26 protein-coding genes are annotated in these 25,415 nt (G+C 48.0%); all 26 read right to left on the bottom strand.

Going from position 1 to position 25,415, the window contains the following annotated elements; genetic code table 11:
- Positions 1 to 105: 105 nt before the first annotated feature.
- Positions 106 to 279 (bottom strand): 30S ribosomal protein S21, encoded by a 174-nt coding sequence (gene rpsU, locus RUMAL_RS15725; RefSeq protein WP_002847085.1) that lies wholly within the window; start codon positions 277 to 279, stop codon positions 106 to 108.
- A 324-nt stretch (positions 280 to 603) separates the two neighbouring features.
- The gene (locus RUMAL_RS15720; RefSeq protein WP_013499671.1) at positions 604 to 1,647 is read right to left on the bottom strand and encodes a Kelch repeat-containing protein; all 1,044 of its coding nucleotides are present in this window, start codon (positions 1,645 to 1,647) and stop codon (positions 604 to 606) included.
- Positions 1,589 to 1,966 carry a hypothetical protein gene (locus tag RUMAL_RS15715; RefSeq protein WP_013499670.1) on the bottom strand — a complete coding sequence of 126 codons (378 nt, stop codon included), beginning with the start codon at positions 1,964 to 1,966 and terminating at the stop codon, positions 1,589 to 1,591. The genes RUMAL_RS15720 and RUMAL_RS15715 overlap by 59 nt, the downstream gene beginning before the upstream one ends.
- A gap of 170 nt (positions 1,967 to 2,136) precedes the next feature.
- Positions 2,137 to 4,572 (bottom strand): leucine--tRNA ligase, encoded by a 2,436-nt coding sequence (gene leuS, locus RUMAL_RS15710; RefSeq protein ID WP_013499669.1) that lies wholly within the window; start codon positions 4,570 to 4,572, stop codon positions 2,137 to 2,139.
- Between the two features lie 99 nt (positions 4,573 to 4,671).
- Positions 4,672 to 5,040, bottom strand: a complete 369-nt coding sequence (gene rsfS / locus RUMAL_RS15705; protein ID WP_013499668.1) for a ribosome silencing factor — start codon at positions 5,038 to 5,040, stop codon at positions 4,672 to 4,674.
- 395 nt (positions 5,041 to 5,435) lie between these two features.
- Positions 5,436 to 6,017, bottom strand: a complete 582-nt coding sequence (gene yqeK, locus RUMAL_RS15700) for a bis(5'-nucleosyl)-tetraphosphatase (symmetrical) YqeK (protein ID WP_013499667.1) — start codon at positions 6,015 to 6,017, stop codon at positions 5,436 to 5,438.
- Positions 6,018 to 6,019: 2 nt separating this feature from the next.
- On the bottom strand, positions 6,020 to 6,628 hold the full coding sequence (gene nadD, locus RUMAL_RS15695; RefSeq protein WP_013499666.1) for a nicotinate (nicotinamide) nucleotide adenylyltransferase: 609 nt from the start codon (positions 6,626 to 6,628) through the stop codon (positions 6,020 to 6,022).
- Positions 6,628 to 6,924: a YhbY family RNA-binding protein gene (locus RUMAL_RS15690; protein WP_013499665.1), complete on the bottom strand. Its 297-nt coding sequence runs from the start codon at positions 6,922 to 6,924 to the stop codon at positions 6,628 to 6,630. The genes nadD and RUMAL_RS15690 overlap by 1 nt, the downstream gene beginning before the upstream one ends.
- Positions 6,925 to 6,960: 36 nt before the next feature.
- On the bottom strand, positions 6,961 to 7,539 hold the full coding sequence (rdgB, locus tag RUMAL_RS15685; protein ID WP_037303820.1) for an RdgB/HAM1 family non-canonical purine NTP pyrophosphatase: 579 nt from the start codon (positions 7,537 to 7,539) through the stop codon (positions 6,961 to 6,963).
- Positions 7,540 to 7,549: 10 nt separating this feature from the next.
- Positions 7,550 to 8,455 carry a signal recognition particle-docking protein FtsY gene (gene ftsY / locus RUMAL_RS15680; RefSeq protein WP_013499663.1) on the bottom strand — a complete coding sequence of 302 codons (906 nt, stop codon included), beginning with the start codon at positions 8,453 to 8,455 and terminating at the stop codon, positions 7,550 to 7,552.
- 39 nt (positions 8,456 to 8,494) lie between these two features.
- The gene (locus tag RUMAL_RS15675; RefSeq protein ID WP_013499662.1) at positions 8,495 to 8,944 is read right to left on the bottom strand and encodes an 8-oxo-dGTP diphosphatase; all 450 of its coding nucleotides are present in this window, start codon (positions 8,942 to 8,944) and stop codon (positions 8,495 to 8,497) included.
- A gap of 9 nt (positions 8,945 to 8,953) precedes the next feature.
- Positions 8,954 to 12,529 carry a chromosome segregation protein SMC gene (gene smc / locus RUMAL_RS15670; RefSeq protein ID WP_013499661.1) on the bottom strand — a complete coding sequence of 1,192 codons (3,576 nt, stop codon included), beginning with the start codon at positions 12,527 to 12,529 and terminating at the stop codon, positions 8,954 to 8,956.
- 41 nt (positions 12,530 to 12,570) lie between these two features.
- A complete protein-coding gene (locus tag RUMAL_RS15665) occupies positions 12,571 to 13,008 on the bottom strand; it encodes a hypothetical protein (RefSeq protein WP_154662744.1) in 438 nt (145 codons plus the stop codon).
- 20 nt (positions 13,009 to 13,028) lie between these two features.
- Positions 13,029 to 13,451 carry a hypothetical protein gene (locus RUMAL_RS15660; RefSeq protein ID WP_154662743.1) on the bottom strand — a complete coding sequence of 141 codons (423 nt, stop codon included), beginning with the start codon at positions 13,449 to 13,451 and terminating at the stop codon, positions 13,029 to 13,031.
- A complete protein-coding gene (locus tag RUMAL_RS15655; RefSeq protein WP_013499658.1) occupies positions 13,444 to 14,469 on the bottom strand; it encodes an elongator complex protein 3 in 1,026 nt (341 codons plus the stop codon). Before RUMAL_RS15655 ends, RUMAL_RS15660 begins: the two co-directional genes overlap by 8 nt.
- 390 nt (positions 14,470 to 14,859) lie before the next feature.
- Positions 14,860 to 15,558, bottom strand: coding sequence for a ribonuclease III (gene rnc, locus RUMAL_RS15650; RefSeq protein WP_013499657.1), 699 nt, complete (start codon positions 15,556 to 15,558; stop codon positions 14,860 to 14,862).
- Complete coding sequence (plsX, locus tag RUMAL_RS15645) at positions 15,558 to 16,562, bottom strand: phosphate acyltransferase PlsX (protein ID WP_013499656.1); 1,005 nt, start codon at positions 16,560 to 16,562, stop codon at positions 15,558 to 15,560. Before plsX ends, rnc begins: the two co-directional genes overlap by 1 nt.
- Before the next feature lie 37 nt (positions 16,563 to 16,599).
- The gene (locus tag RUMAL_RS15640; RefSeq protein ID WP_154662742.1) at positions 16,600 to 17,229 is read right to left on the bottom strand and encodes a hypothetical protein; all 630 of its coding nucleotides are present in this window, start codon (positions 17,227 to 17,229) and stop codon (positions 16,600 to 16,602) included.
- Positions 17,230 to 17,237: 8 nt separating this feature from the next.
- The gene (locus RUMAL_RS15635; protein WP_013499654.1) at positions 17,238 to 17,969 is read right to left on the bottom strand and encodes a hypothetical protein; all 732 of its coding nucleotides are present in this window, start codon (positions 17,967 to 17,969) and stop codon (positions 17,238 to 17,240) included.
- Positions 17,970 to 17,978: 9 nt separating this feature from the next.
- The gene (locus RUMAL_RS15630) at positions 17,979 to 18,650 is read right to left on the bottom strand and encodes a hypothetical protein (RefSeq protein WP_013499653.1); all 672 of its coding nucleotides are present in this window, start codon (positions 18,648 to 18,650) and stop codon (positions 17,979 to 17,981) included.
- Positions 18,651 to 18,708: 58 nt separating this feature from the next.
- Positions 18,709 to 19,302 carry a hypothetical protein gene (locus RUMAL_RS15625; protein ID WP_013499652.1) on the bottom strand — a complete coding sequence of 198 codons (594 nt, stop codon included), beginning with the start codon at positions 19,300 to 19,302 and terminating at the stop codon, positions 18,709 to 18,711.
- A 4-nt stretch (positions 19,303 to 19,306) separates the two neighbouring features.
- Positions 19,307 to 20,629, bottom strand: coding sequence for a methylenetetrahydrofolate--tRNA-(uracil(54)-C(5))-methyltransferase (FADH(2)-oxidizing) TrmFO (gene trmFO, locus RUMAL_RS15620; protein WP_013499651.1), 1,323 nt, complete (start codon positions 20,627 to 20,629; stop codon positions 19,307 to 19,309).
- 18 nt (positions 20,630 to 20,647) lie between these two features.
- Positions 20,648 to 21,112, bottom strand: coding sequence for a GNAT family N-acetyltransferase (locus tag RUMAL_RS15615; protein ID WP_013499650.1), 465 nt, complete (start codon positions 21,110 to 21,112; stop codon positions 20,648 to 20,650).
- 3 nt (positions 21,113 to 21,115) lie between these two features.
- The gene (topA, locus tag RUMAL_RS15610; protein ID WP_013499649.1) at positions 21,116 to 23,221 is read right to left on the bottom strand and encodes a type I DNA topoisomerase; all 2,106 of its coding nucleotides are present in this window, start codon (positions 23,219 to 23,221) and stop codon (positions 21,116 to 21,118) included.
- Between the two features lie 123 nt (positions 23,222 to 23,344).
- Entirely contained in the window at positions 23,345 to 24,487 is a 1,143-nt protein-coding gene (locus RUMAL_RS15605) for a DNA-processing protein DprA (RefSeq protein ID WP_013499648.1), read from the bottom strand.
- A gap of 1 nt (position 24,488) precedes the next feature.
- Positions 24,489 to 25,304 (bottom strand): TrmH family RNA methyltransferase, encoded by an 816-nt coding sequence (locus RUMAL_RS15600; RefSeq protein ID WP_013499647.1) that lies wholly within the window; start codon positions 25,302 to 25,304, stop codon positions 24,489 to 24,491.
- Positions 25,305 to 25,415: the final 111 nt, after the last annotated feature.

Here is a 25,415-nt window from a genome sequence, read left to right as displayed (position 1 = left end):
CAATGGTATAAACTATTATATCATATACATCCCTGTATTTCAAGTCCCGTTTATTTTTGAACAGCAAAAAAGCGGACACAAATGTATCCGCTTCCCGATGTCATATCAATACTTGCGCTTACGAGCAGCTTCGGACTTCTTCTTACGCTTTACCGAAGGCTTTTCGTAGTGTTCTCTCTTACGGACCTCAGCGATAACGCCATCTCTTGCGCATGATCTCTTAAAGCGCTTAAGAGCGGTATCCAGAGTTTCGTTCTTGCCAACACGAATTTCTGCCAAAATGTTTCCCTCCCTTTGCCACCTATGACAGAGGTAATCCTCCGACCGCTCCCGCACACCGCAAGGGTGATAGTGAAGGTCTGCTAGTGCAAACTTAAACGCTTTACGCTTTCTCTGTCTAAGATATGCGAGAACCTTGCAGCCGAAATAATTACAAGACACATTATACTATATTTTGCCTGAAAAGTCAATAGCATTGAAGAAAAATTTAAAAATTATCTGAAAATATTTTCGTTCATAATTTGGTTATTTTGACAATAAAATACAATACCCGCAGAACATATTTTCCTGCGGGTATTGGTATACATCATTGTGACATTGTTTTTATTCTTTGCCGTCAGCCTGCTTTTTGGTCATTATGAGCTGCTCTTCGGCGCTGCCCTTTTCGTATGTACGCAGGAAATATCCTGCATCGTCATACATCACATAGTACTTATCGTTGAGCTGAACGATGATCGATGAGCCTACCTCTGCGGGCTCATCTGATAGTTCTTCGCCTGCTTCTTTAAGCGTATCCGACTTTTCATAGGTCTGTGTACAGGTGCTGTCGGGGTATCTCAGCCTGTACCATTTTTTATCCCTTAGATCCCGGAAATAGCTGCCGTCCCCGCCGAGATATGGCGAGAAGCTATACACATCATCAACTATCTTTGTGCCGTCGCTGATCTTTACAACGGTGAGTTTTCTGTCAAGACTTTCCTTGTAGTCGATCATCAGATAGTCACCGAACATCTTGATCTTGGGATCCTCTTTGCTGAGTATCTCATCGTTATAGAATACGGTGACTTCATTGGTATCGGTGTTGTATTCATATATGGTCTCTTTGTCCAGATAAGGTCCGCCGAGCATTGACGATCTTGTGTTGCCGAAGTAGAAGCTGTTTCCCTTTGCAAACATGAATATGGGCTTTTCTGCGTCCTCTGTAACTCCTGCATGATCGGAGGGAATAGCGATAGGATCAAGCTGAGTGATAGTGCCGTCAGCAGGATCGTATACCTCAAAGTTTCTCTCGCTGTTTATATCTACAAGTATTTTGCCGTTATCAAATACATATTCGATCTTACCTACATCTAAACCTTCGGTTATATCATAGTCAGTGACCTTGCCGTCCTTGCCGACCTTTTCGATGTGTTCATCGCCGTACACGGTCTCGCTGTACATCAGATACAGATCATCGCCCTTTACGAACCAGCTGTCATAATCGTATTTGCCCTCAGCTTTCTCAAAATCCAATAATGTTTCAAGAGATCCGCTTGCGATATCATAGCAGAAAAGCTTAGTGCCATTTTTTGTGGAGTCGATATATACCTTATCGTTTGCATAAACAGGCGATGAAACACTTGCTGTATAGAAGTAATCCCCCTGCATAGTTATTTATATCCGACTCGGCGTATGCCTTTGCAAGATCTTCATAGTAGGTATAGTACTTGGGATCTTTCAGGCCGAGATCCTCAGCAGGTGCTTCAGCTTCGGATGAAGTGTTCTCAGCATCGCTGATCTCTGCATTTATCTCATCCTTGATCTCGTTAAGCTCTTCCTTTTCCTCATTATCGTGCTCGCTCAATGCTGCATCGACCTGATCTTTATTGGAATTATCCTTGGTCTTGCTGTCACCGCAGCCTGCAAGTGATGCACACATGGATGCTGCCAGCAGAAGCGCTGCTAATTTTGCTATATTTGATTTCATTTTACTACCTCCTGTTAATAAATTATATATAATAATCATTATACTCTTGCCGTATGAACAAACGGTTAATGCTATGTAAACGTTTTCACGATGTCCTTTCAGCCTGTCATGACAGATCATCAGCAAAAACAGGCAGATGCCTAAAAATTAAGCATCTGCCTGAAACGTACTTATTTAACTACGATATTTACCAGCTTATTGGGTACGACTATCTCCTTGACAACGTTCTTGCCATCTATGACCTTAGCTACGTTTTCGTCTGCCTTAGCCTTCGCGAGAACGCTTTCCTTGTCCTCGTCCTTAGCGATGTTCAGCTTTGTCTTGATCTTGCCGTTTACCTGTACAACTATCTCAACGGTATCCTCTACCAGCTGAGCCTCGTCATATACAGGCCACTTCTCATAAGCTATGGTATCATCATGACCCAGTATGCTCCATATCTCCTCACCGATATGAGGTGCTATGCAGGAGAGCATCTTGATAAGACCTTCAGCATACTCCTTGGGGCAGCTGCCGTTCTTGTATACAGCATTGACGAATATCATCATCTGTGCGATAGCTGTGTTGAATGCCAGTGTCTCAAAGTCATCGGTGACTTTCTTTACGGTCTGGTGATATACCTTTGTCAGTGCGCCGTCGTTGTCAGCTGTCAGATTATTCTCATCGGTAAAGAATACCCATACACGGTTAAGGAACTTCTTTGCGCCCTCAACACCGCTGGGGCTCCAGGGTTTGGATACCTCCAGAGGTCCCATGAACATCTCGTAGAGTCTCAGTGTATCTGCGCCGTAGTCCCTGATTATATCCGAAGGATTTACAACGTACTTGGGGAATCTCTTGCCCATCTTTATGCCGTTCTCGCCCAGTATCATGCCCTGATGTACCAGCTTCTTGAAAGGCTCCTTGGTAGGTGCAAGACCCTTGTCATAGAGGTATCTGTTCCAGATACGTGAGTATATCAGATGTCCGACTGTATGCTCGGGACCGCCTATGTACAGGTCAACAGGCATCCAGTGCTTCAGAAGCTCGGGGTCTGCGAACTGCTTGTCGTTGTTGGGGTCGATATATCTCAGGAAGTACCAGCTGGAACCTGCGCTTCCGGGCATGGTAGAAGTTTCTCTTACGCCCTTTACGCCGTTGTGGTCGTACTGCTTCCACTCGGTTGCATTTTCAAGAGGAGCTTTGCCGTTCTTGCCCTTGTAGTCGTCCAGCTCGGGCAGTACCAGAGGCAGTTCTTCGTCATCCAGTACGTGTATGCCGTTCTCTGTGTGTACCACAGGTACGGGCTCGCCCCAGTATCTCTGACGGGCAAATATCCACTCACGGAAGTGGTAGTTTACAGTGCGCTTTGCTCTGCCCATTTTCTCCAGCTTAACAGTTATAGCTTCCTTGGCTTCTTCAACGGTCAGACCTGTGAATTCCTCGGAATTTATCAGCTTGTAACCCTTGCCGAGATAGCCCTGTTTCTCAAATGCCTGCTTGGATACATCAACATGACCCAGCTTCTCGTCACCGTCGATGACCTGTATCATATCTATATTGTGAGCTATTGCATATTCAAAGTCACGCTGATCGTGGCTCGGTACTGCCATAACTGCACCTGTGCCGTAGCTTGCAAGTACGAAATCGCCGATGAACATACGAACTTCCTTGCCGTTTACAGGGTTTATACAAGTAACGCCCTTCAGCTCGCAGCCTGACTTTGTCTTGTTGAGCTCGGTACGGTCCATATCGTTTTTCTTCTTGGTCTCGTCGATATATGCCTGAACTTCTTCGCGGTTCTGAACTCTGTCAAGAAGTCTTTCGGTTATCTCGCCGTCGGGAGCCAGTACCATGAATGTGATACCGTAGATGGTCTCGATACAAGTGGTGAATATGGAGAACTTACCTCCGCCCACGATATCGAACTCTACCTCAACACCTGTGGACTTGCCTATCCAGTTGCGCTGCATACTCTTTGTGGATTCGGGCCAGTCGATCTCGTCCAGACCCTCCAGCAGCTTTTCAGCGAAAGCAGGCTGGTCGATGACCCACTGCTTCATGTTCTTTCTTACAACAGGGAAGCCGCCGCGCTCGGACTTGCCGTCGATGACTTCATCGTTGGAAAGAACTGTACCCAGCTCCTCGCACCAGTTTACAGGCATATCTATATACTTAGCATAGCCGTCCAGATACAGCTGCTTGAATATCCACTGTGTCCACTTGTAGAAAGAGGGGTCAGATGTAGCCAGCATCTTTGACCAGTCATAGTCAAAGCCAAGTTCTTTCAGCTGCTTGGAGAAAGTCTTGATATTCTCCTGAGTGAAGCCGTTGGGGTGGTTGCCTGTATTTACTGCATACTGCTCAGCGGGCAGACCGAAAGAGTCATATCCCATGGGGTGCAGTACGTTGAAGCCCTGCATACGCTTCATACGGGATACTATATCAGTAGCGGTATAGCCCTCGGGGTGACCTGCGTGCAGACCCACACCGGAAGGATAAGGGAACATATCCAGCGCATAGAACTTTGGCTTGCTGAAATCCCATACATCAGTCTTGAAAGTTTCATGCTCTTCCCAGTACTTCTGCCATTTTTTCTCAATGGCACTGAAATCGTAATTCTTCATTTTTAATTCATCATCCTTGTAATATTATGTGTTTCCCATGAAACAAAAGATCTCAGAGCTTATTATAACATATCTTTTCTAACTTTGCAATAGCCGCGCTCAGTTCTTGGTTATAAATCCTGAGATATCAACTTCCTTGCCGTCAGTCCAGAGCCTTTCCAGCTTGTACTGATCTCTTGTTTCCTTGTTGAATACGTGTACCACGATATCGCGGTAGTCAAGCACTATCCAGTTGTTGGGACCGTAGCCCTCGGTATGATGAGGCTCGATGCCCTCCTGAGACAGCTTGAATTCAACTTCTTCAGCCATAGCTTTTGTCTGCACGGTAGAACCGCCGTTTGCTATTATGAAGTAGTCAGCAAGTATAGTAAGATCGCCTATACCTATAGCCTGTATGTCCTCGCCGCGCTTTGAATCCAGTGCTTTTACTATTATTTCGAGCTTCTGCTCGGTAGTTAACTCTGCCATGTTATTCCTCCTGTCATCTATTGACAATCTGTTTATTTCATGTTATAATGTCTATAAAGAAAGGGTACTGCACAAAGCCGTCGGCTTCAGCGGTTCTCCCTTATTGTTTAGTGCATTGAAACACCGTCAATTTTGGTCGATTGGGCGGTGTTTCTTATTTTTTATGTAAGAAACTCTACTTTTTCTTATCGTGAAAGATCAGATAGCATAGAGTGACAACTCCGGTCAACATAATAACAAACTGAAAAAGTTCAGATGTAGTTATTGCCATTGCTATCACCTCCCTTGCGGGAGATACCGCCTTTTGCCGCTTACGTGCAATACCCATTCGGTATTATAACATATATGTAGGGCGTTGTCAACATTTGCGGTTATTTTTTTGTACTCTTATAAGACTACTTTTTCATATACTTTATGTACTCGTTGTAAGCGTCCAGCGTTGCTGTGGGGATAGTGTTTCCCTTGCTGACGGAATCCGATATGGAAAATCTCAGCGCTTCACACATCGCACGTTCAAGGCTCTTGTCAGCCAGTTTTCGCATACGGCTAACATCCTTGTAATCCCTGTCAGCTGAGATGAGGTCTGCAAGATATATTATCACATCCAGCTTGCTCATGCCGCCCGATGCGACGGTATGCCTGCGTATCGCTGTGATTATCTCCGTATCGTGTATATCGAAAAGTGTCTGTATCAGCTCTGCTCCTGCTATTGCGTGAAAAAGCGGGGGCGCTTTCGTTTCTATCTCGCTTACATCGAGTGTGGAAGACATCACCAGTTCAAGCTGTTCATCAGCGGGAAGTTCCTTGGCTATATCATGGAGAAGTCCTGCTGTATACGCTTTATCGGTATCTCCGCCGTACTTTTTTGCAAGCTCCACCGCAGACGCAGCCACGTTCAGCGAATGGGTATACCTCTTCTTCGATAGATGTTCACGAAGATAATTTTTGTATATGCCTATCTGTTTGGATTCTTTCAATTTTACCCCTCATGCTTTCTATAAAGACCTTTGCTGTTTATATACTCTCTCACCCTGCTGTCAAGATACTCCTCGCAGTCTTCGCCCTGAGCGATAAGCTTTCTCAGCTGTGAACTAGATACCTCAAAAGCATCAGCGGGAAGTATCTTTATCTCTCCGCCCTTTGCACGGAGTTCTTCCGCTGCCGCCGCAAGCTCTGCATCGTCGCCTTTATATCTGGTCATGCATATAAGCCCGGATAGTCTGAGTATCTCCTCGTAGCAGTACCACTGCGTAAAGCTTGTCAGCATATCACTGCCCATTATGAACCACAGCCTGTCCTCGGGATACAGTTTTTTCAGATGACGCAGGGTCAGTACGGAGTAGCTTTTGCCCTCGCGTTTTATCTCCCAGTCGCTGACTTCGATATCTGTATGTTTATTGAACGCCAGCCTGCACATAGCCAGCCTGTCATCGGGAGAAGCCATATCATCCCTGACTTTATGGGGCGGTATCCTGTCTGGCATTACTATCACCTTGTCAAGTCCGCATAGCTTTTGTGCAGTCAGCAGCAGCCTTGTGTGACCCTTGTGTATGGGGTCAAAGGAACCGCCGTATATGCCTATATCCATTACTTGCTTTTGAGCTTGATAACAGGCTCTTCCTCGTTGCGCTTGTACAGCACCAGGTTTGAACCTATGACCTGCACTACCTCAGCGCCTATCTTTTCAGCCAGTTCCTCAGCTGCTTCCCTAGCGGTGTACAGCGAGTTATCCAGCACCTTTACCTTGATTATCTCGTGTACCCTGAGATAATCGTCTATCTGCGCGGTCTGCGCATCATTCATCCCGCCCTTGCCTATCTGGAAAGACGGCTTCATCTTCATAGCTATACTTTTAAGTTCTGCTCTCTGCTTAGTTGTTATCATATTCTGTCCTTTCGGTCTTATAAAGTTCTGACGGTATTATCTTGCCGCCAGCTTTTCTTCAAGCTGTTTAAGTGCGTTTGCCCTGTGAGATACGGCGTTCTTTTCCTCGGCAGGTATCTGTGCGAAGCTTCTGCCTTCATACATGAATATGGGGTCATAGCCGAATCCGTTCTCACCAACGGGCGCACGGTTTATGGTGCCGTATACCCTGCCCTCGACGCATATCTCACTGCCGTCGGTATCTATAAAATGTATGGTGCATACAAAGTGCGCACCTCTCTTGTCATCGGGTACATCTTCCATTTTTTTAAGAAGATAAAGGCTTCTCTTCATGTCGTTATCAATGCCGCCGTATCTTGCCGAGTATACTCCCGGCTCGCCGTTCAGGGCATCAACGGAAAGACCGCTGTCGTCAGCCAGTACAGCACAGCCCAGTGCCTTGTATGCCGCTCTCGCCTTCAGTGCGGAGTTCTCCGCAAAAGTAGTGCCTGTTTCCTCAACTTCAAGGTCAAGTCCCGCCTCGGACTGACTCATGACTTCATAGCCGTGCTTTTCCAGTATCTGCTTGTATTCTCTTATTTTGCCCTTATTGTTGCTTGCTATTACAAGTTTCATAATATCACCCTTATTCAAACAGTGCATCGACAAAATCCTTTGCTATAAACGGCTGGATATCGTCTATCTTCTCGCCTACGGTAACAAGTTTTACAGGTATCTTCAGGTCATCGCATATGGTAATTACGATACCGCCCTTTGCAGTGCCGTCAAGCTTTGTAAGGATTATACCTGTGATATCGGCAGCCTCATTGAACTGCTGTGCCTGATTTACCGCGTTCTGACCTGTGGTAGCATCCAGTGCCAGAAGAACTTCCAGCGCACAGCCCTCAGCCTGCTGATGTACTATTCTGGATATCTTTTCCAGCTCCTTCATAAGGTTCTTCTTGTTGTGGAGTCTTCCTGCGGTATCGCAGATAACTACATCGGCATTTCTTGCCTTGGCAGCTGTCAGTGCATCGAATACTACTGCCGCAGGGTCAGAACCCTCCTTGTGCTTGATAAGCTCAACACCTGCACGGTCTGTCCATACCTCCAGCTGATCTATAGCTGCGGCACGGAAAGTATCTGCAGCCGCCACGATAACGTGCTTACCCTGATTTTTCAGCTGATTTGCCAGCTTGCCTATGGTTGTGGTCTTGCCTACGCCGTTAACGCCGATAACAAGTATAACAGATGGTACGGTTGACATATCAAGAGGCTGTTCCTCGCCCAGCATCTCTGCGATAACGTCTTTCAGTATATCCTTTATCTGTGTGGGGTCGGTGATACCCTTCTGCTTAACGTAGTCACGCACCTTGTCGCATATCTTCACCGAGGTATTTACACCTATATCGGAAAGGATAAGCGTTTCTTCCAGTTCTTCAAACAGATCCTCGTCTATCTTTGTAAATGCATGGAGCAGTCTTTCTATCCTGCCCATCATTGATTCCTTTGTCTTTCTCAGACCGTTTTTCAGTTTTTCAAAAAATCCCATTAATATAAACCCCTTTCGGTAATAGTTTACTTTCCTGATCTATCCTATGAGCGCCTTCCATTCGCCGTCCTCAATGATATATCTGAACTCCGAAAGCTTATCCGAATTCATCACTTTTAGAAGTTCTTCAAAATCATCGACGGTGTTTATCTCGGAAAGTCTGCTGTACTCGACCCATTCCATTCTGCCCTCATCGGAGGATACCACCTCGCCCGAGAACTTTGTTGCCTTGTACAGCATGACGATATATCTTCCGCCCTCTATCGGGAACTGCTTTACGCCCACAAGTTTCGGCTCGTATATATCGAGTCCTGTTTCCTCTTTCATCTCGCGTATAACCGCATCCACAAAGGACTCGCCATTTTCAACGTGTCCTCCCGGGAGGGTGTAGCCTTTCCAGTCGGGCTTAACTCTGTCCTGCAGAAGTATCCTGCTGCCGTCCTCGATAAGGCACAGCACAGTGAACTCCGCGTTCTCTGTTCTTCCCATACTTACCGCCTACTCTACATCTCCGCTGCCCGGCATGGTCGTCTGTCCTGCATTCATTTTCAGCAGCTTGGATATGCCTTTTTCCTGCATGGTAACACCGTAGAGCACATCTGCCTCTTCCATAGTGCCGCGTCTGTGGGTAATGGTTATGAACTGTGTCTTGTCCGTCAGCCTGTGGAGATACTGGGCGTACCTCGTAACGTTGACATCATCAAGTGCTGCCTCTATCTCGTCCAGCAGGCAGAAAGGTGCGGGCGAGTATTTCAGTATCGCGAAGTATATCGCAACAGCCGCCAGCGACTGTTCTCCGCCCGAAAGTGACATAAGACTGGTTATTACCTTGCCCGGAGGCTGTACGCTTATCTCTATACCGCATTCAAGTACGTTTTCGGGGTCGGTGAGTATCAGCTCGCCGTTTCCTCCGCCGAAAAGTTCCTTGAATATGCTGCCGAAGTTCTTGTTTATGGTATCAAAGCTCTGCATGAATACCGATTTCATCTTCTCGGTAAGTTCTTCTATCATTTTGCAGAGTTCTTCCTTTGAAACGTTCACATCGTTCAGCTGTGCCGAGAGGAAATCATATCTTTCCCTTACCTCTGCATATTCCTCGATAGCCCCGAGGTTGACGCTGCCCAATGCGCGTATCTTGTTTTTAAGCTCTGTCAGATGTTTCTCAGCTTCCGTCATATCCTCCACGGGCTGAGCCTTTTCTGCGGCTGTGCTACGGGTGAGCTCATACTCATCCCACAGCTTGTTCACCAGCTTGTCGAAATCTGCCGTGATGGCATTTCTCCGTTCCTCGCCGCGGCTTAGCTGTGCCGCAAGAGTTTCCTTTTCGTCAAGCTTGTTTTTCTGCGATGCTCTCAGCTTTTCCGCACTGTCGGAATGCTCACGCTGTTTTTTGCGGGCTTCTTCCATATCGTCCTTCAGCTTTACTGCAAGAGCTTCGCTGTCCTTTATCCTCTGCCTTATAAACTCGATATCGTTCCTTTTGCCCTTTATCTTTTCCTTTTCGTTTTCTATGTCAAGGGTCAGCCTGCCGCCGTCACTGTCGCGGTCGGTTATGGTCTTTTCGAGGTTTGATATCGACTCCTTGCAGGCTTCTGTATCCTTTGCAAGCTCCGCACCCTTTATACGCAGCTCGGAAAGCTCGCCGCTTATCTCGTTCCTGCGTGCCTTCAGCTTTTCCTGCTCCTCCTGCGAACCTGCAAGTTCAGCTTCCTTATCGATTATCTTCCTATCCACCTCGGCGGTGTCTTTCAGGGTCTTGTCAAGGTCCCTGTCAGCCTGTTCGCCTTTTTCGCGGAGTTTCTTTTCTTCCTCGACGCTGTCGGCTATCTGCTTTTCATATCCCTCGGCAAGACCGCTCACACGCTTGATCTCAGCTTCAAGGCGTATGCAGTCACCGTTCAGTGCTGTCAGTTTTTCCTTTACGCCCTCGATATCCGCCGCCATTTTGTTCACTTCGTTTGTGAGCTTTTCCTTTTCATCGGCAGCTTGCGAGCGTTCATCTTCAAGTCTGCCGCGCTTTGCTTCAAGATCGTTTATCTCGTTTTTACGGGTGAGTATGCCCGTACTTTTTGATACGCTTCCGCCCGTATACGAACCTCCGGCGTTTACCACCTGACCGTCCAGCGTTACTATCCTGAACTTGTAGCCGTATGTTCTGGCTATACGTGAAGCCGAATCTATATCCTCTGCTATGCATATCCTGCCCAGCAGACTGCGCACTATGCCCTCGTACTTTTTATCGTATGTGACGATATCACAGCCCAGTGCTACAAAGCCGTCCTCGTTTTCCAGCCTGTCATTCTCAAGGCGTGTACCCTTTACCGAGGTTATAGGCAGGAAAGTCGCTCTGCCCGCCTTGCTCTCTTTCAAAAGACGTATGCCGCGCTTTGCCGAATCCTCGTTCTCAACCACGATATTCTGCAAAGCACCACCCAGTGCAGTTTCAACTGCCACCGAGTATTCGCTCTTAACGCCCACAAGCTGTGCCACTGTTCCGCATACACCGCTTATGCGCCCCTGCCTTACGGCATTCATTATATGTTTTACCGCATACCCGAAGCCCTCCATGGAGCGCTCCAGGTCTTTGAGTATATTGAGTCTTGAGTTTATTTCTGTCAGCCTGCTGTCTGCCTGTGAGAAAGTACTTACTGCGCTTTCCAGTTTTTCACGGCGCTTTTCAAGCAGTTTAGCCATGCCGCCCAGAACGTTTTCCTTTTCAGACTTTGCGTCCTGCTTGTCGCTGTGCTGTTTTTTCAGCTTGTCAAGCTCCTTGTCAGCCAGCTCCTTGTTGCGTTTTATCTCACCGCTGTCTTCTGTCAGCTCTGCCAGCCTTTCAGCAGTTTCCTGTATGGTATTTTTTAGGCTCTCCGCCGCAAAGCTCAGCCTTGATTTTTCAAGATATGCCGCGCTTATAGCTGAGTTTACCTCGCTTACCGCCTTGTCGGATTCATCGGCTTCGTTTATCAGCCTGTCGAATTCCTGTTCCTTTTCAGCTACTGCTTCTGCAGCCTCAGCCTGCTTTTTGCCAAGGGCTTCCAGTTCTTCCCTGCGCTGTTTCAGCTCCGATTCAAGAAAGTATTTATCCGCCCGGGAGTTCTCTATCTGCTCCTTCAGCTTTGAAATATTTTCCTCAATATGAGCTATGTCGTTTTCGCAGACCGCTATCTCAGCTTCGCCGCCTCTTGCGGAAAGCTCAGCCTCGTGTATCTTCTCGGATATATCATCTGCCTCTGCCGCACATTCCGCGCTGCTGCGCAGGTCTTTCTCGATCTGTGCCTCAGCTTCCGAAAGCTCGCTGCTGAGTGCTTCGTACTGCTCTGTCAGCAGTTTTATGCGCTCCTCGTTCTCAGCCAGCTTTGCGCGGTACTGTTCCAGCTTTGTCACCCATACAGATACTTCAAGTGCCGTCTTTTCATCGTCCAGCACCTTGAACTTCTTAGCCTTTTCGCACTGCTTTTCAAGAGGTCCGATACGCGCTTCAAGTTCGGCTATGATATCGTTCAGACGGGCGATATTGTCCTCCGCGTCGATAAGCTTGCGTTCAGCCTCCTGCTTTTTATATCGGAATTTCGCAACGCCTGCAGCTTCCTCGAAGATCTCTCTCCTGTCACTGCCCTTGCCGTTTACGATATCCGCGATACGTCCCTGACCGACTATGGAATAGCCGTCCTTTCCGAGACCCGTATCCATGAACAGCTCGTTTACGTCTTTAAGACGAACAGGACTGCCGTTTATAAGATATTCGCTGTCGCCGTTTTTATAGAGCTTTCTCGTCACCGACACCATCTCGCTGTCAACGCCGAGGGCTCCGTCCTCATTATCTATGGTAAGTGTCACCTGTGCAAATGGCGACTCTTTCCTTGTGGCACAGCCGTGGAAAATAACGCCTGCCATTTTCTCGCCGCGGAGCGCCTTTGAGGACTGCTCGCCCATTACCCAGCGCATGGCATCGGAGATATTGCTCTTTCCCGAACCGTTGGGACCTACCACGGCAGTTATGCCCTTGCCGAAGGTCAGCACTGTCTTATCGGGGAAGGATTTGAAGCCCTGCAATTCCAGACAACGCAGATACATTATTTTTCACCGCCTTTCCTAATTTTCTTTACCTGGTTGATCTATCTTATATCGTATACAAATACAAGATATTTATCATCATTCCAGGGATCTATACTCAGACCGTAGAGTGTCTTTTTGTCTTCCGTCAAGAGGGTCACACTTTGGTTGATATCTGTTTTCATCATACTCCTAACGGCATATTTTACATCATGTATCTTTATGCCTGCGATGTGGTTTTCAAGCCACAGATACCATACCTGCCCCGCATCGAGCTTTAAGATATCAATGATCTTCGATGCCAGCGTTTCTTCGCTATCGTAAGTTATCGTCATATCGGGCTCTTTATCTTCGTCATAGAACCCTGCCGTTTCCAGCACACGAGCATCGAATCTGTTGAGTTCATCAAAGCCAAGCACCTCGACACCTTCGAGCTTTGAAAGCTGTTCTTCTGTCTTTTTCAGAGCTTTCCTGAATTCTGCATATTCTCTGTCATTCATGATCATGGTATCACCATCTGTTACTTTATTATCTCAAATACTATATCCACAGCAAAGAACATCATGCCAAGCACATTAAGGATACCAAGAACTGTCCATGTCAGCACAGCATCTTTTGTATGCTGTTCATCCAGTGCAAACACACTGCTGTCGGTTTTTCCGACGATGACATTATTTTCATCACCGCGCCTGAGTCTGTACCCTACAGCGCAGACCGAACTTCCTTTTACCTCACTGCCGCCGACGGTATACACTGCCCGCGCCATATAGCTTCTGTTGCCTGTGGGTCTTGTAAATGTTATCCTTGCTTTGACCTTTTCAGTATTATCTGCCTTTATGTCACGCCGAAGCGCCAACGCTTTTTTCAGCATGACGATGTTCCGCACAAACAACATCACAAGGATAGTTTCAAACAGTATCGACTTTACAAGTTCGTTAAACATTTTCGAGTCCGCCAATAAGCTTGACTTCATAAAGCGGGATATCCTTATCCTCGGTTATCTTCACCTTTATACCGAGCTTTTCAAAGCCCTGTATATTCGCCTTTTTCTGACCGACCGCCTTACTTATGCAGCCCTTGCCCACGGCGAAAGTCACACGCATATCATTTGGAGTAGTGCCTTGACTGTTTGCATCATGCAGAGCGCTCTCCATTTTCATGAGATATATCCTGTTTTCGCAAAGTTCCCTGAATGCAGGATGGTAGAAACCTCCCACCATATCATTTTCAACGAACTCGCTTGCGTGAAGACCGCACTTTATGACTTTTATACCTGCTTCCGTGAAAGCCCCAAGTGCCCTTGTTGAGAGTGACAGAACTTCATCGAAAGACATAGGCTTATACTCACCGCTCGCCAGAAGTTCAGCTAGGCGGGTGTGTTTAAGTATAACCACGGGATATATCCTGACGGTATCGGGGTGGATAGCCATTATCTCGTTAAAGGTCTCGTCCTCCTGCCGGTGACCGCTTTTGTAAAGCCCCACCATCATTTGCAGACCAAGTTCAAATCCGTACTCACGGATAAGCCTGCTTGCCTGTCTTACGTCCTCGGCGGTATGACCTCTTTCGTTGGCTTCAAGCACTTCATCGGACATTGACTGTGCGCCCAGTTCGATAGAAGTAACGCCGTATTTTTTCAGGATATCCAGCACTTCTCTGTTGATATAGTCGGGGCGCGTCGAAAGCCTTATGCCTTTGAACTTTCCTTCGCCCACGAACTTATATGCCGCGCTCAGCAGTTCCAGCATATACTCTCTGGGTATAGCGGTAAAGCTTCCCCCGAAGAATGCTATCTCGGTATCACTGATATCGTCTACCTGACCAAGTGCCTGCAGACAGGCACGTTCAACGTCCTCTTTATGGGGGAGTTTCTGCTTGCCCGTGATAGTCCGCTGGTCACAGAATGCGCACTTATGCGGACAGCCCACATGGGGGACGAATATTGATATGTTGCTATGCATTTGTGCGCCTCTTTTCTGTTGGTATTCCTGATTCTTACGTACTGCATTATCGGGTCGCCCCTTACGGGTCGAGTCATCGTATTCGCTTCGCTGTCCGATGACGGGCGCGGGCAATAATTCACGCGGATAGTTTGTGCGGTCGTATACTTTCGTACACGCTCGTATCGTTTGGTATTGCCCGCGCCATTTGGTCGGGAGTTTGCTGTTCTATTATAGTTCGCTTTGCATTTTGGTTCCTTGCCTTGGTGCTTGAGGCTCTGCCTCAAACTCCGCAAGCCTTTCGCGAAAGGCTTGACCCAAAGCTCTCCTCCTTGGCATTCTATCCAAAGTACAGCTACGTTGTTGCCCTGCCAATAATTATGAATTATGAATTGTGAATTATGAATTGGATTAGACCTTGACTCCCATGAGTGCCAACGCTTCTTTAGCCGCATTCTGCTCGGCATTCTTCTTCGACCTGCCTATGCCCTCGCCTATTACGTTGTTGTTCAGCTTCACCTGTACCGTGAATCTCTTGTCATGGTCGGGACCGTCCTCGCCCTTTAAAAAGTACTCTACTTTTTCCTCGGGATTGCGCTGGATTATCTCCTGCAATACTGTCTTGTAGTCGTGGAACGTATCTGTGTGCGCAGGATTCAGATCCTTTGGCAGAAAGTTCATTATATGCTTTCTTGCCGCTTCAAGTCCGCCGTCGAGGTATATCGCCGCGATAACAGCTTCCATAGCATCGGATACTATGGATGCACGCTCTCTGCCGCCTGTGAGTTCCTCGCCCTTGCCGAGGAATATGTACTTGCCAAGCTCTATCTTGTGTGAAAACTCAAACAGTGCTTTCTCACATACCAGTGATGCTCTCAGTTTTGTCAGCTCACCCTCGGGCAGATGCTTGAAATGCTCGAAGATGTGGTCTGATACTACTATCGAAAGCACCGAATCTCCCAGAAATTCAAGACGCTCGTTGCTGTGGCGCTGTTTTTTGTTCTCGTTGGCAAAGCTTGAATGTGACAGCGCTTCATACAGCAGTTTTTCGTTTTTGAAATGGTAGCCTATCTTCTTCTGAAAGGCTTCCAGACACTTCTGCTCGTCCATTATCCCTGCACCTTCTTCATCTGTGCGAGAGCATCGGTTATCATATCGATAACGCCTGTCTCGGTGAACTGTTTCGCCTGCCTTACAGCGTTGTAGAATGCCTTTGCGTCCGAACTGCCGTGAGCTTTTATAACGGGCTTTGCTGTACCCAGCAGGGGAGCTCCGCCGTACTCGGAGTAATCGATTTTCTTCTTGAAATTGTTGATATCTTTCATTACCATAACAGCAGCCAGCTTGCTCTTTGCACTGCTCTTGAATATATTTTTCAGCTCGCCTGAGAAGAACTTGCCCATGCCCTCGTAGAGTTTCAGCATGAGGTTTCCGCAGAAACCGTCAGCCACACATACATCGCAGTCGCCCAGAGGGAGCTGTCTAGCTTCGATATTGCCCACGAAGTTCACGGGAGCTGTTTTCAGCTGCTTATAAGTCTCCAGCTCCAGCTCTCTGCCCTTTGATTCCTCAGCGCCTATATTTGCCAGTGCTACCCTCGGCTTATCAACGCCCAGTATCTTGTTCATATAAGCTGTGCCCATTATGCCGAACTGTACCAGCATCTCGGGGCGGCAGTCTGCATTTGCGCCGCTGTCCAGGAGCATTGTAGGCTTGCCTGCGGTAGGCAGTATAGTTGCCAGTGCGGGGCGCTTGATGCCCTTTAGCCTCTTGACGATGAATGTAGCACCGACCACCAGCGCACCTGTCGAGCCTGCTGATACGAAAGCATCGCCTTCGCCGTCAGCCAGCATCTGCATACCCACAGCCATTGAGCAATCCTTTTTGCCCTTGATGACCTCGGTAGGCTCTTCGCATATCTCTATAACGGTATCGGCATGGCGTATCTTCAGTGCCGAAATATCTATACTGTTTTTGGCAGCGCAGTCCTTTATCTTCTTCTCATCGCCCACCAGTGTTATATCCACGCCGAAGTCTCTCTGAGCGTCAACAGCGCCCTTGATGACTTCCAGCGGTGCGTTGTCACCGCCGAATGCGTCCATTACTATGTTCATTGTTATACCTCCCTGTCTGTGATACAGCCGAGCCATATCAATCTATCATCGTATACCCCTCGGGTAGTTTTATCTCGCCGCAGTCCTCTTTAAAGCTGTTCACTGTTAACTTTATCACGGCTGAATTGTCACCGGGTATAGAATCTGTTTTATATTCCATATCTATAAGTTCGCCCGTTTTTCCATCATAAGTAAAAACTTTCACGGTCCCGTCAATATCAAATGTTTCCCGAATGTTCCCATCTGTATCTTTTTCTGCCGAAACAAAATCATCGCTTTCGGGCAGATCTCCCAGAACAGTGTCTGCATTGTCCGCTCCGAAATAGCCGTTTCCGTCAAGAGGATGTATCTCCTTCTTTTTGGCATCGACTCTCCATGTCTTACCGTCAGTCTGATAGAATTCAATATCGCCGCTTTCCAAGCTTTCAAAAAGATGCCTGTTTTCACCGTTAACTTCAAGTAACTGCGAATAACTGTCGTCGCCTATTTTCTCTTTGTCATAATCAATGGTAACAGTTAAATTGACTGTGAGCTTTTCGCCATCCAGTTTTTCGATATAAGCTTTCGTCAGGCTGTCCTCATATTTATCTGCGACCTTTACCGCTCCGCAGCCCGATAATGCAAAGCTCATCATCGCCGCGGTCAAATATATAAGAACTTTTCTCATTGTGTCCGTCAATTGCCCTCAGGCAGCTTTATCTCAGCCACATTTCCTGCGGTATATCCCTTGTAATCCCTGAGAAGACCGCCGCCCTCGCAGGCTGTCAGACTGTTGTCGGCATATACGCATACGAAAGTATTGTTCGTTTCATCCATGAACTTTTCCTGCACTGTTCCGTCGCTGAAGCTCTCAGCACCCAGATACTCCGACTCCATCGGTGAGAAGCCAAGTACCATTGAGCATATCTGCTCCACGCTCATGGTGTTTCCAATACCGACAGTTTCCATCTTACCGCTCTCCGCATCAGCCTGATAGCTGGCACCGTCAACGGTGTATATCTCGGATACCGTACCGTCAGCATTCTTTATGGTCTGGTGTCCGTTTGAATCCTTTACCTCAAAGGTCTCCTCGTATTTAAGCTCCATGCCCTCGCCGTTGTCTATGTCGTTAACAGCGAATGTCATAGAGAAATTTCTTTCACCTAGCTGCTTTATCAGTGCTGCCGTAAAGCTGTTCTCGTAGCTGTCAGCACCCTGCGGTCCCTGCTCGACCGCATCGTCAGCTTCAGCTTTGCTGTCTTCCTCAGCCTCTGTTACAGCCGTATCCTCGTCCTGAGTAGTTACCTTTGTTACTGCACCGCCTGCAACTTTTCCGCTGTTACCTGTCGATGCTGTATCCTTTTTATCACCGCAGCCAGCCAGCATCATGCATACAGCCGCTATTATAACGAGTATCTTCTTATCCATAAATATCTCCTATCCGTTCAAGTCCTTGTTCTCTATCGCCGCGCGAACATTCTCGGGTATCTGTAAACTGCCGATGCCGTCTGTGAATTCAAGTACCTCTATATGCGTACCGCTGCCATCGCAGTTTTTGAGTATGCCGTCATCACCGTAGGTGAAAAGGTACTCCGTATCATTGGTCTGCCCCAGTATCTTGTCGGTGTGATCATCGGTCATACCTGCATACTTATCCTTGCTGCCTATGCCGGGACAGTGGAATACACACTCCCTCACATGGTCATCATAGCTGTTGTCAAAGCCCTGATAGGTCACATTATCACTGCCCTCATTGGTAACGCACCATATTCCGCCGTCCACAATGTAAAGCTCTGCCGTGACCATACCCTCGTGGGTCTTGTAGATATCATGCAGTATGTTTCCGCTTACCTCTACCTCTTCTATGACCTCTTCTCCGCCATTCTGTGAGGAACTGAGTTTTATGGCAAAATCATGAGCGTCTATCTTTGACAGGAATGCAGCTGTCATGCTGTCATCATAGCTGTCGCAGCGCTCTGCCTGTTCTTCCGGGGTCACAATTGTCAGACCGGGTTTTTCCATATTTGCGGCATCAGTTTCTCCTGCCGTATTTCCACAGCCTGCAAGCATCATAAGTGCCAGCACAGCTGCCGGTATTTTTATTTTCATGCTCTCTCTCCATATCGGGATCTGTTTTTTCTCAATGATCATATCACAGCATATACCGTCAGTACTTGCTGTAAAATCTCTTATATTGTATAAAGATGTGCAGTGCCATCAGCACTGTCAGTAAAATAAGCGAACCTATCAGCGAACATGGTATGCACTTTGTAAGCATCTCATGCCATGAGTATTCATCAAAGCCTGTGAATTTATCATGTTCCTTCATCATGCCGTAATTGAACAGCACCATCGCAGAGGTTATTATAACACCTGTCAGCCAGCAGAACAGCCCCTGTTTCACGAAATACTTCGGTTCATGCTCTTTGTTATAGGTGAATTTTAATATCGGGGCAAATATAAATACACACCCCATGAACAGTAATGTTATCGTTCCGCCGCCTTCGGGAATTTCGGTGTAAAGCTTTTCGCCGTGACCCACTTTGAACAGCGCCAGTATCATCATATACATTCCTGCTGTTAAAAACGGAAGTCCAAAAAGCAAACCGGCAGTTTTTGCTGTTTTGCTATCTTCGCCCTGTGCAACATCATTGATAAGCTTTTTGGGACCTTTTATAAGTTTCCCTATAATATATATACTCGACAGATTTATCAGCAGGAAGGCTGCAGCCGCAGCCAAAAAAAGAATAGCTCCACCCATATCATCACAACTCCGCTATGCATCTGTCAAGGTCTGCAAGACCTCTCTCCGCCAGCAGTTTGTATTTAAGCTTCTTGTCCTTTATTCTCTCTCCCCATTCGGGTAGTATGCCCATATTACAGCCCATAGGCTGGAAGTTTTCGGTATCGGGGGAGCTTATATACTTGCTGAGTGCCCCAAGCATGGTTGTCTCGGGCAGGCTCACGGGGGAAAGTCCCTGTATCTGCCTTGCCATATTAAGCCCTGCGAATATTCCGCTTGCCGCACTCTCGATATAGCCCTCTACACCTGTCATCTGCCCTGCGAAGTAAAGGGAGGGTCTCTCCCTCATATTGAACTGCTCGTTCAGCAGTTTAGGGGAATTTATGAAAGTGTTCCTGTGCATGACACCGTAGCGCATGAACTCTGCATTTTCAAGACCGGGTATAAGCGAGAATACTCTCTTCTGCTCACCGAATTTAAGATTTGTCTGGAAGCCTACCAGATTGTACATACTCCCAGCAGTGTTCTCAGCCCTCAGCTGTACCACCGCCCAGGGTCGCTTATCTGTCCTCGGGTCTCTCAGTCCCACAGGTTTCAGCGGTCCGAAGCGAAGTGTATCCTCGCCGCGCTTTGCCAGCACTTCAACAGGCATACAGCCCTCGTATACCTTGAAGCCGTCCTTTGCGAAATGCTCTTTGTCATGCTCTTTCAGCGGTGCGCTCTCGGCGTTGATGAGTTCGTTGTAGAAACGCTCGTACTCCTCCCTGTCCATGGGACAGTTTATGTAATCCGCATCGCCCCTGCCGTAGCGTGAAGCAAAGAATGCCTTTTCCATATCTATGCTGTCAAATGTCACGATAGGTGCAGCCGCATCGTGAAAGTACAGATACTCTCCGCAGAGTTTTCCAATGCTCTCAGCCAGACCGTCAGAGGTCAGGGGACCCGTAGCGATTATCACATTCCCGTCGGGTATCTCCGTCACTTCCTCCTCGATGACAGTGATATGCTCATTGTTCCGTATGCGCTCGGTAACAGCGTCTGAGAACTTCTCTCTGTCCACCGCCAGTGCACCGCCTGCGGAAACTCTTGCTTCCTCGGCACATTCCATCGTCACTGAACCGAGTCTGCGCATCTCCTCTTTAAGCATACCTGCCGCCGATTCAACTCTGTCGGCTTTCAGCGAATTGGAGCATACCAGTTCCGCGAAGCCCTTGTATTTATGCGCAGGTGTGAACTTTTTGGGCTTCATCTCAAAAAGCTCAACATCTATGCCCGCTCTCGCCAGCTGCCATGCAGCTTCGCATCCTGCAAGCCCTGCACCTATTACTTTTACTTTATCACTCATGTATAAGTTTCCTTTTTTTCAGTCCAACGGACATTCTATCGTTATCATAGTTTCTGCGAATCCGTTCCTGCGGTAAAACCGCAGACCGTCTTCATTCATCGGGAATACCTGCGTGCGCACGAATGACGCACCGTTTTTTCTTCCGTATTCTTTTGCAGTTTCCATAAGCTGTGTGCCTATGCCTTTGTTCCTGTATTTTTCAGAAACTACCATGTCCTGTATATACACATTGATCTCGGGTCTGAGGCAGGGTATATCCTTAGATGCAAGCAGCTTCACATGGATAAATCCGACAACTTCGCCGTTGTCCTCCGCCGCGAATACAGCCTGCCTTTCACTGTCAAACAGTTCATCACATATCCGTGCACCCTTTTCACTCATAACGAAATGCTGCGGCTGATAGAACACCGCGTCCTTTTCCAGCTGAGCATACAATTCGTTCAGGTACACCTCATCTGCCCTTTTTGCCCTGCGTATATCCACTGTTTATTCCTCACTGCCTGCACTCTCGCCCGAAAGGCTTCTCTGGTAGCCGCAATCCTGCTTGTGGCAGATGAGTATGCCGTTCTTTCCGCCCTTCTGGAACAGTGTACTTCCGCATCTGGGACATTTCTCCTCGGTGGGTATATCCCATGTCATGAATGAACATTCGGGATTGTTCTCACAGCCGTAGTACTTCTTGCCCTTCTTGGATTTCTTCAGCAGTACCCTCTTTCCGCAGAAGGGACAGTCGCCGCCTGTTTCCTGAACTATCCTCTTGGTGTTCTTGCAATCGGGGAATCCCGAGCACGCCATGAACTTGCCGAATCTGCCTATCTTTATGACCATAGGCTTTCCGCAGACCTCGCATATCTCATCTGTGGCTTCATCGGGGACTTTCACGCGCTTGCCCTCCATCTCCTTTTCAGCCGTACCGAGCTCGCTGTCGAACTCCTTGTAGAACTTCTGCAAGGTCTTTACCCAGCCTATCTTTCCGCTTTCGATATCGTCAAGGCTCTTTTCCATGTTCGCCGTGAACTTCACATCAACTATCTTGTCGAAATGCTCGCTCATCAGCTCATTGGTAACTTCTCCAAGACTTGTGGGCTTCAGCTGTTTGCCGTCACGCTCAACGTAGTTGCGGTTGATGATGGTAGTCACCGTGGTAACGTAGGTTGAAGGTCTGCCTATGCCTGTTTCCTCGAATGCCTTTACAAGGGTAGCTTCGGTATACCTCGGGGGCGGCTGTGTGAAGTGCTGGTTGCCCAGTATCTCCTTGGGAGTCAGCTTATCGCCTTTTGCCAGCGGAGGAAGTACGTTCTTCTTCTCTTCCTCTTCGTCCTTGCTCTCCTCATAAAGTACGGTAAAGCCGTCAAACTTCACCGAATAGCCCGTAGCCTTGAACATAACGCCGTTAGCCGCTATATCCACCGACATGGTATCCATAGTGCAGTTAGCCATCTGCGAAGCTATGAATCTCTCCCAGATAAGCTTGTAAAGCTTGTACTGGTCATTGGTGACACCGCTCGCCTTTACAAGCTCGGGGGTAATGGCAGGGTTTGTGGGACGTATAGCCTCGTGAGCATCCTGCGCACTGCCCTTGGTCTTGTATACCCTTGGCTTTTCGGGGATATATGCATCGCCGTACTTCTCCTTGATGAAATCATAGGCTGCTGCCCTTGCTTCGTCGGAGATACGCAGGCTGTCTGTTCTCATGTAGGTTATAAGACCCGTAGGGCCCATATCCTTGATATCAAGACCTTCATACAGCTCCTGTGCCGCCTTCATGGTACGTCTGCCCTGAAATCCCAGTCTTCTTGAAGCTTCCTGCTGTAATGTTGAAGTAGTGAAAGGTGCGGCAGGGTTCTTCTTGCGCACGCTCTTCTTCACTTTGTCAACGATGAACTCTGCGCCCTCAAGCCTTTTCAGCACAGCATCAGCATCAGCCTTGCTTTTCAGGTCAGGCTTGGCGCCGTCAACTGTATCCACCTTCGATGCAAATGCTTTTTTGCTGCCCTCAGCAAGGAACATCGCATCTATCGACCAGTACTCCTGTGATACGAAAGCACGTATCTCATTTTCCCTGTCGCATATCATCTTCACCGCAACGGACTGTACACGTCCTGCGCTTAGTCCGCGGCGTATCTTCCTCCACAGGAAAGGGGACAGCTTGTAGCCCACTATCCTGTCAAGTATACGTCTTGCCTGCTGCGCATTAACGAGATTCAGGTCTATGGTACGGGGATTGCTCATTCCCGCATCAATACCGCTCTTGGTTATCTCATTGAAAGTCACGCGGTTCTTGTCGTTCATATCCAGCCCCAGCAGCTGTGCCAGATGCCAGCTTATAGCCTCTCCTTCGCGGTCAGGGTCTCCTGCGAGGTATACATGATCGCTTGCCTTGGCTTTTTTCTTTATTTCCTTGATAAGGCTCTCCTTATCCTTGATGTTTATATACTGCGGTTCAAAATCGTTCTCTATATCGACACCCAGCTTGGATTTAGGCAGATCCCTGAGGTGTCCCATAGATGCAACGACCTCATAATCACCGCTGAGGTATCTTTTTACCGTCTTCGCCTTGTGTGGCGACTCTACAATTACAAGATCTGACAATTTTCCTACTCCGTTTCTTTCCCGTACACATCGGGAATAATTTATGCTTCACAGTACGCGACCGAATAGTAGTTTTTGAGGAACGTCACACAGACGTTCATAGTTCCTGTCATGCGCTGTGAATCATGAATCCAGTTCGTATCTTTTTCCGGGGAGCGATACCGCTATCCCCGCCAGTTCAAGACCTGTCATACAGGTCAGCACCTCCATCACGGACAGTCCGCTCCTTGCTGTTATCTCATCAAGGGACATAGCCCCGTTTTCTTTGAGAAGATCGTATATGGTACTTTCAGTGCTGTTAAGCTCGCGTGCGGGCTTTTTGGGAGCTTTCTCCTGCTTACTGACAGCCTGTGCATTCTCCGTACCAACTTTCAGCCCATACCCCTCAGGGGATATCTCATGTCTTTCCGCCAGCACCCTTACAGCATCACTGCCGTCGAATATTGGTATGCAGCCTTTTCTCAGCAGATCCCTTTGACCCGAGTATCTGCCGCTGTACAGCAGATGGGGAGGTACTACAAGCACAGGCAGACCTGTATCCAAGGCGCGTTCAGCATTATCAAGCCCTTTGCTGTCCTCGGCGGCTTCCGTTATCACTACAGCAGAAGCCAGTGCCACAGCCAGCCTGTTGCGCCGCTGAAAGTTCATGCGCCCCTTGTATCCGGGAGGATATTCGCTTATCAGCAGACCGCTCTGTGCCACTCTTTCCTTGATGTCACCTGCATTCTTCGGGTACTCGTTTTCAAGTGATGTGGGGTATACCGCTATTACTTTGCCGCCTCTGCCGAGTACAGCCTCAGCCGTCCGTGTGTCCGAACCCTCAGCCAGTCCGCAGGATATCGCGAATCCCCTCAGTGCAAGATCGGCACAAAGCACATCTATCAGCGACAGGGTGTATTTTGAAGGCTCTCTCGTACCTGCAGTATGTATCACCGTACTCTCGTTCAGCGCTTTTATATCACCGCGGCAGAATACCAGCGCAGGCGCATCATCAAGTCCGTACCACCTTTTCGGATAGTCCTCGTCACCTATGGCTGCCACCCTCTGTCCCTGTTCTCTTGCAAGGGATATGATCCTTTCGGCTTCATCAGTGCTTATCCGCTCCGCCTTTTCCTTTTCGCCCGCGGTCAGCAGTTCTGTGTCCCCAGAAAGTATCCGTTCGCACAGCTTAGCAGGATCATCGGTCTTTTCCATTATCTGCCAAAGACGTCTGCCGCCTGTGCCCAAGACCATTTCCAGCCACATCAGGCTGATGTATCTGTCCATATCAGCCCTCCTGTCTAGTCATCTCCCACAGGAAGATAGTAGCTGCCGTAGCCGCATTCAGCGAGTCGATATGTCCGTGCATAGCTATAGTTACCTTATGGCTGCACATCTCTGCATGGTCATGCATCAGTCCTCTGCCTTCGTTGCCTATGACAACAGCGCAGCCCTTTGAGAAGTCATACTGCCTTATCTCAGTGCCGCCGTTTATGACAGCCGCCGCTGTGGGTATGTCTTTCAGTCTGAAAGCCTCTATGACCCTCTCAAAGTCCTTTTCAACGAAGATATCGACCCTCGGCATACTTCCCACCGCAGAGCGTACCGTTTTCGGGTTGTAGAGGTCAACGCAGTTGCCCGTCAGCACTATGCCGTCAAGTCCCACCGCATCCGAGGTACGTATCATCGTACCCAGATTGCCGGGGTCCTGAAGCTCGTCCAGTACCAGGTATTTGCCGCCCTTTTTGAGTTTATCCTCCGTAAAAGGCTTATCGAGCATCTTCGCTACCACGAATATACCCTGACAGCTGTCCGTATCGCTTATCTTGTCTGCTATGTCCTTCGTGATGATGAACCTTTTGCGCTCATCCAGTGACATGAGCATGGGCTTGTACTCATCACAGATATCCTCAAATATCTCCTCGAGATAGTATATGCCCTCTATCTCCATCATTCCGCCGTTAAGAGTATCATCGACCAGCGCATCTACACAGCCCCTTATGCCCTCAATTACGAAAAGCCCTGTTTCACGGCGGTATCTGCGGTTTGAATACAGCTTCGACAGCTGCTTTATCTTCGGGTTGTCCTTCGATGTGATGACCATGCCGATATGCCCTCCTTGGTGATAATAAACAAACAAAATAAACATAGATGTAATAAATTATACAAATATTACAAATCAGTTACAGCGCTTGTCTGTCCTCATTATAGAACA

This window comes from Ruminococcus albus 7 = DSM 20455, assembly GCF_000179635.2.
Classification (GTDB): domain Bacteria; phylum Bacillota; class Clostridia; order Oscillospirales; family Ruminococcaceae; genus Hominimerdicola; species Hominimerdicola alba.
Note: the sequence above shows the minus strand (reverse complement) of the source record. Positions and strands in the feature narration are given on the sequence as shown.

Excerpts from the sequence above, each read along its gene's own strand:
- RUMAL_RS15720 (WP_013499671.1), bottom strand. The coding sequence starts at position 1,647 with ATGCAGGGGGATTACTTCTATACAGCAAGTGTTTCATCGCCTGTTTAT.
- RUMAL_RS15715 (WP_013499670.1), bottom strand. The coding sequence starts at position 1,966 with ATGAAATCAAATATAGCAAAATTAGCAGCGCTTCTGCTGGCAGCATCC.
- leuS (WP_013499669.1), bottom strand. The coding sequence starts at position 4,572 with ATGAAGAATTACGATTTCAGTGCCATTGAGAAAAAATGGCAGAAGTAC.
- rsfS (WP_013499668.1), bottom strand. The coding sequence starts at position 5,040 with ATGGCAGAGTTAACTACCGAGCAGAAGCTCGAAATAATAGTAAAAGCA.
- nadD (WP_013499666.1), bottom strand. The coding sequence starts at position 6,628 with ATGGATATAGGCATATACGGCGGTTCCTTTGACCCCATACACAAGGGT.
- RUMAL_RS15690 (WP_013499665.1), bottom strand. The coding sequence starts at position 6,924 with ATGATAACAACTAAGCAGAGAGCAGAACTTAAAAGTATAGCTATGAAG.
- rdgB (WP_037303820.1), bottom strand. The coding sequence starts at position 7,539 with ATGAAACTTGTAATAGCAAGCAACAATAAGGGCAAAATAAGAGAATAC.
- ftsY (WP_013499663.1), bottom strand. The coding sequence starts at position 8,455 with ATGGGATTTTTTGAAAAACTGAAAAACGGTCTGAGAAAGACAAAGGAA.
- RUMAL_RS15675 (WP_013499662.1), bottom strand. The coding sequence starts at position 8,944 with ATGGGAAGAACAGAGAACGCGGAGTTCACTGTGCTGTGCCTTATCGAG.
- smc (WP_013499661.1), bottom strand. The coding sequence starts at position 12,529 with ATGTATCTGCGTTGTCTGGAATTGCAGGGCTTCAAATCCTTCCCCGAT.
- RUMAL_RS15665 (WP_154662744.1), bottom strand. The coding sequence starts at position 13,008 with ATGAATGACAGAGAATATGCAGAATTCAGGAAAGCTCTGAAAAAGACA.
- RUMAL_RS15660 (WP_154662743.1), bottom strand. The coding sequence starts at position 13,451 with ATGTTTAACGAACTTGTAAAGTCGATACTGTTTGAAACTATCCTTGTG.
- RUMAL_RS15655 (WP_013499658.1), bottom strand. The coding sequence starts at position 14,469 with ATGCATAGCAACATATCAATATTCGTCCCCCATGTGGGCTGTCCGCAT.
- rnc (WP_013499657.1), bottom strand. The coding sequence starts at position 15,558 with ATGGACGAGCAGAAGTGTCTGGAAGCCTTTCAGAAGAAGATAGGCTAC.
- plsX (WP_013499656.1), bottom strand. The coding sequence starts at position 16,562 with ATGAACATAGTAATGGACGCATTCGGCGGTGACAACGCACCGCTGGAA.
- RUMAL_RS15640 (WP_154662742.1), bottom strand. The coding sequence starts at position 17,229 with ATGAGAAAAGTTCTTATATATTTGACCGCGGCGATGATGAGCTTTGCA.
- RUMAL_RS15635 (WP_013499654.1), bottom strand. The coding sequence starts at position 17,969 with ATGGATAAGAAGATACTCGTTATAATAGCGGCTGTATGCATGATGCTG.
- RUMAL_RS15630 (WP_013499653.1), bottom strand. The coding sequence starts at position 18,650 with ATGAAAATAAAAATACCGGCAGCTGTGCTGGCACTTATGATGCTTGCA.
- RUMAL_RS15625 (WP_013499652.1), bottom strand. The coding sequence starts at position 19,302 with ATGGGTGGAGCTATTCTTTTTTTGGCTGCGGCTGCAGCCTTCCTGCTG.
- trmFO (WP_013499651.1), bottom strand. The coding sequence starts at position 20,629 with ATGAGTGATAAAGTAAAAGTAATAGGTGCAGGGCTTGCAGGATGCGAA.
- RUMAL_RS15605 (WP_013499648.1), bottom strand. The coding sequence starts at position 24,487 with ATGGACAGATACATCAGCCTGATGTGGCTGGAAATGGTCTTGGGCACA.
- RUMAL_RS15600 (WP_013499647.1), bottom strand. The coding sequence starts at position 25,304 with ATGGTCATCACATCGAAGGACAACCCGAAGATAAAGCAGCTGTCGAAG.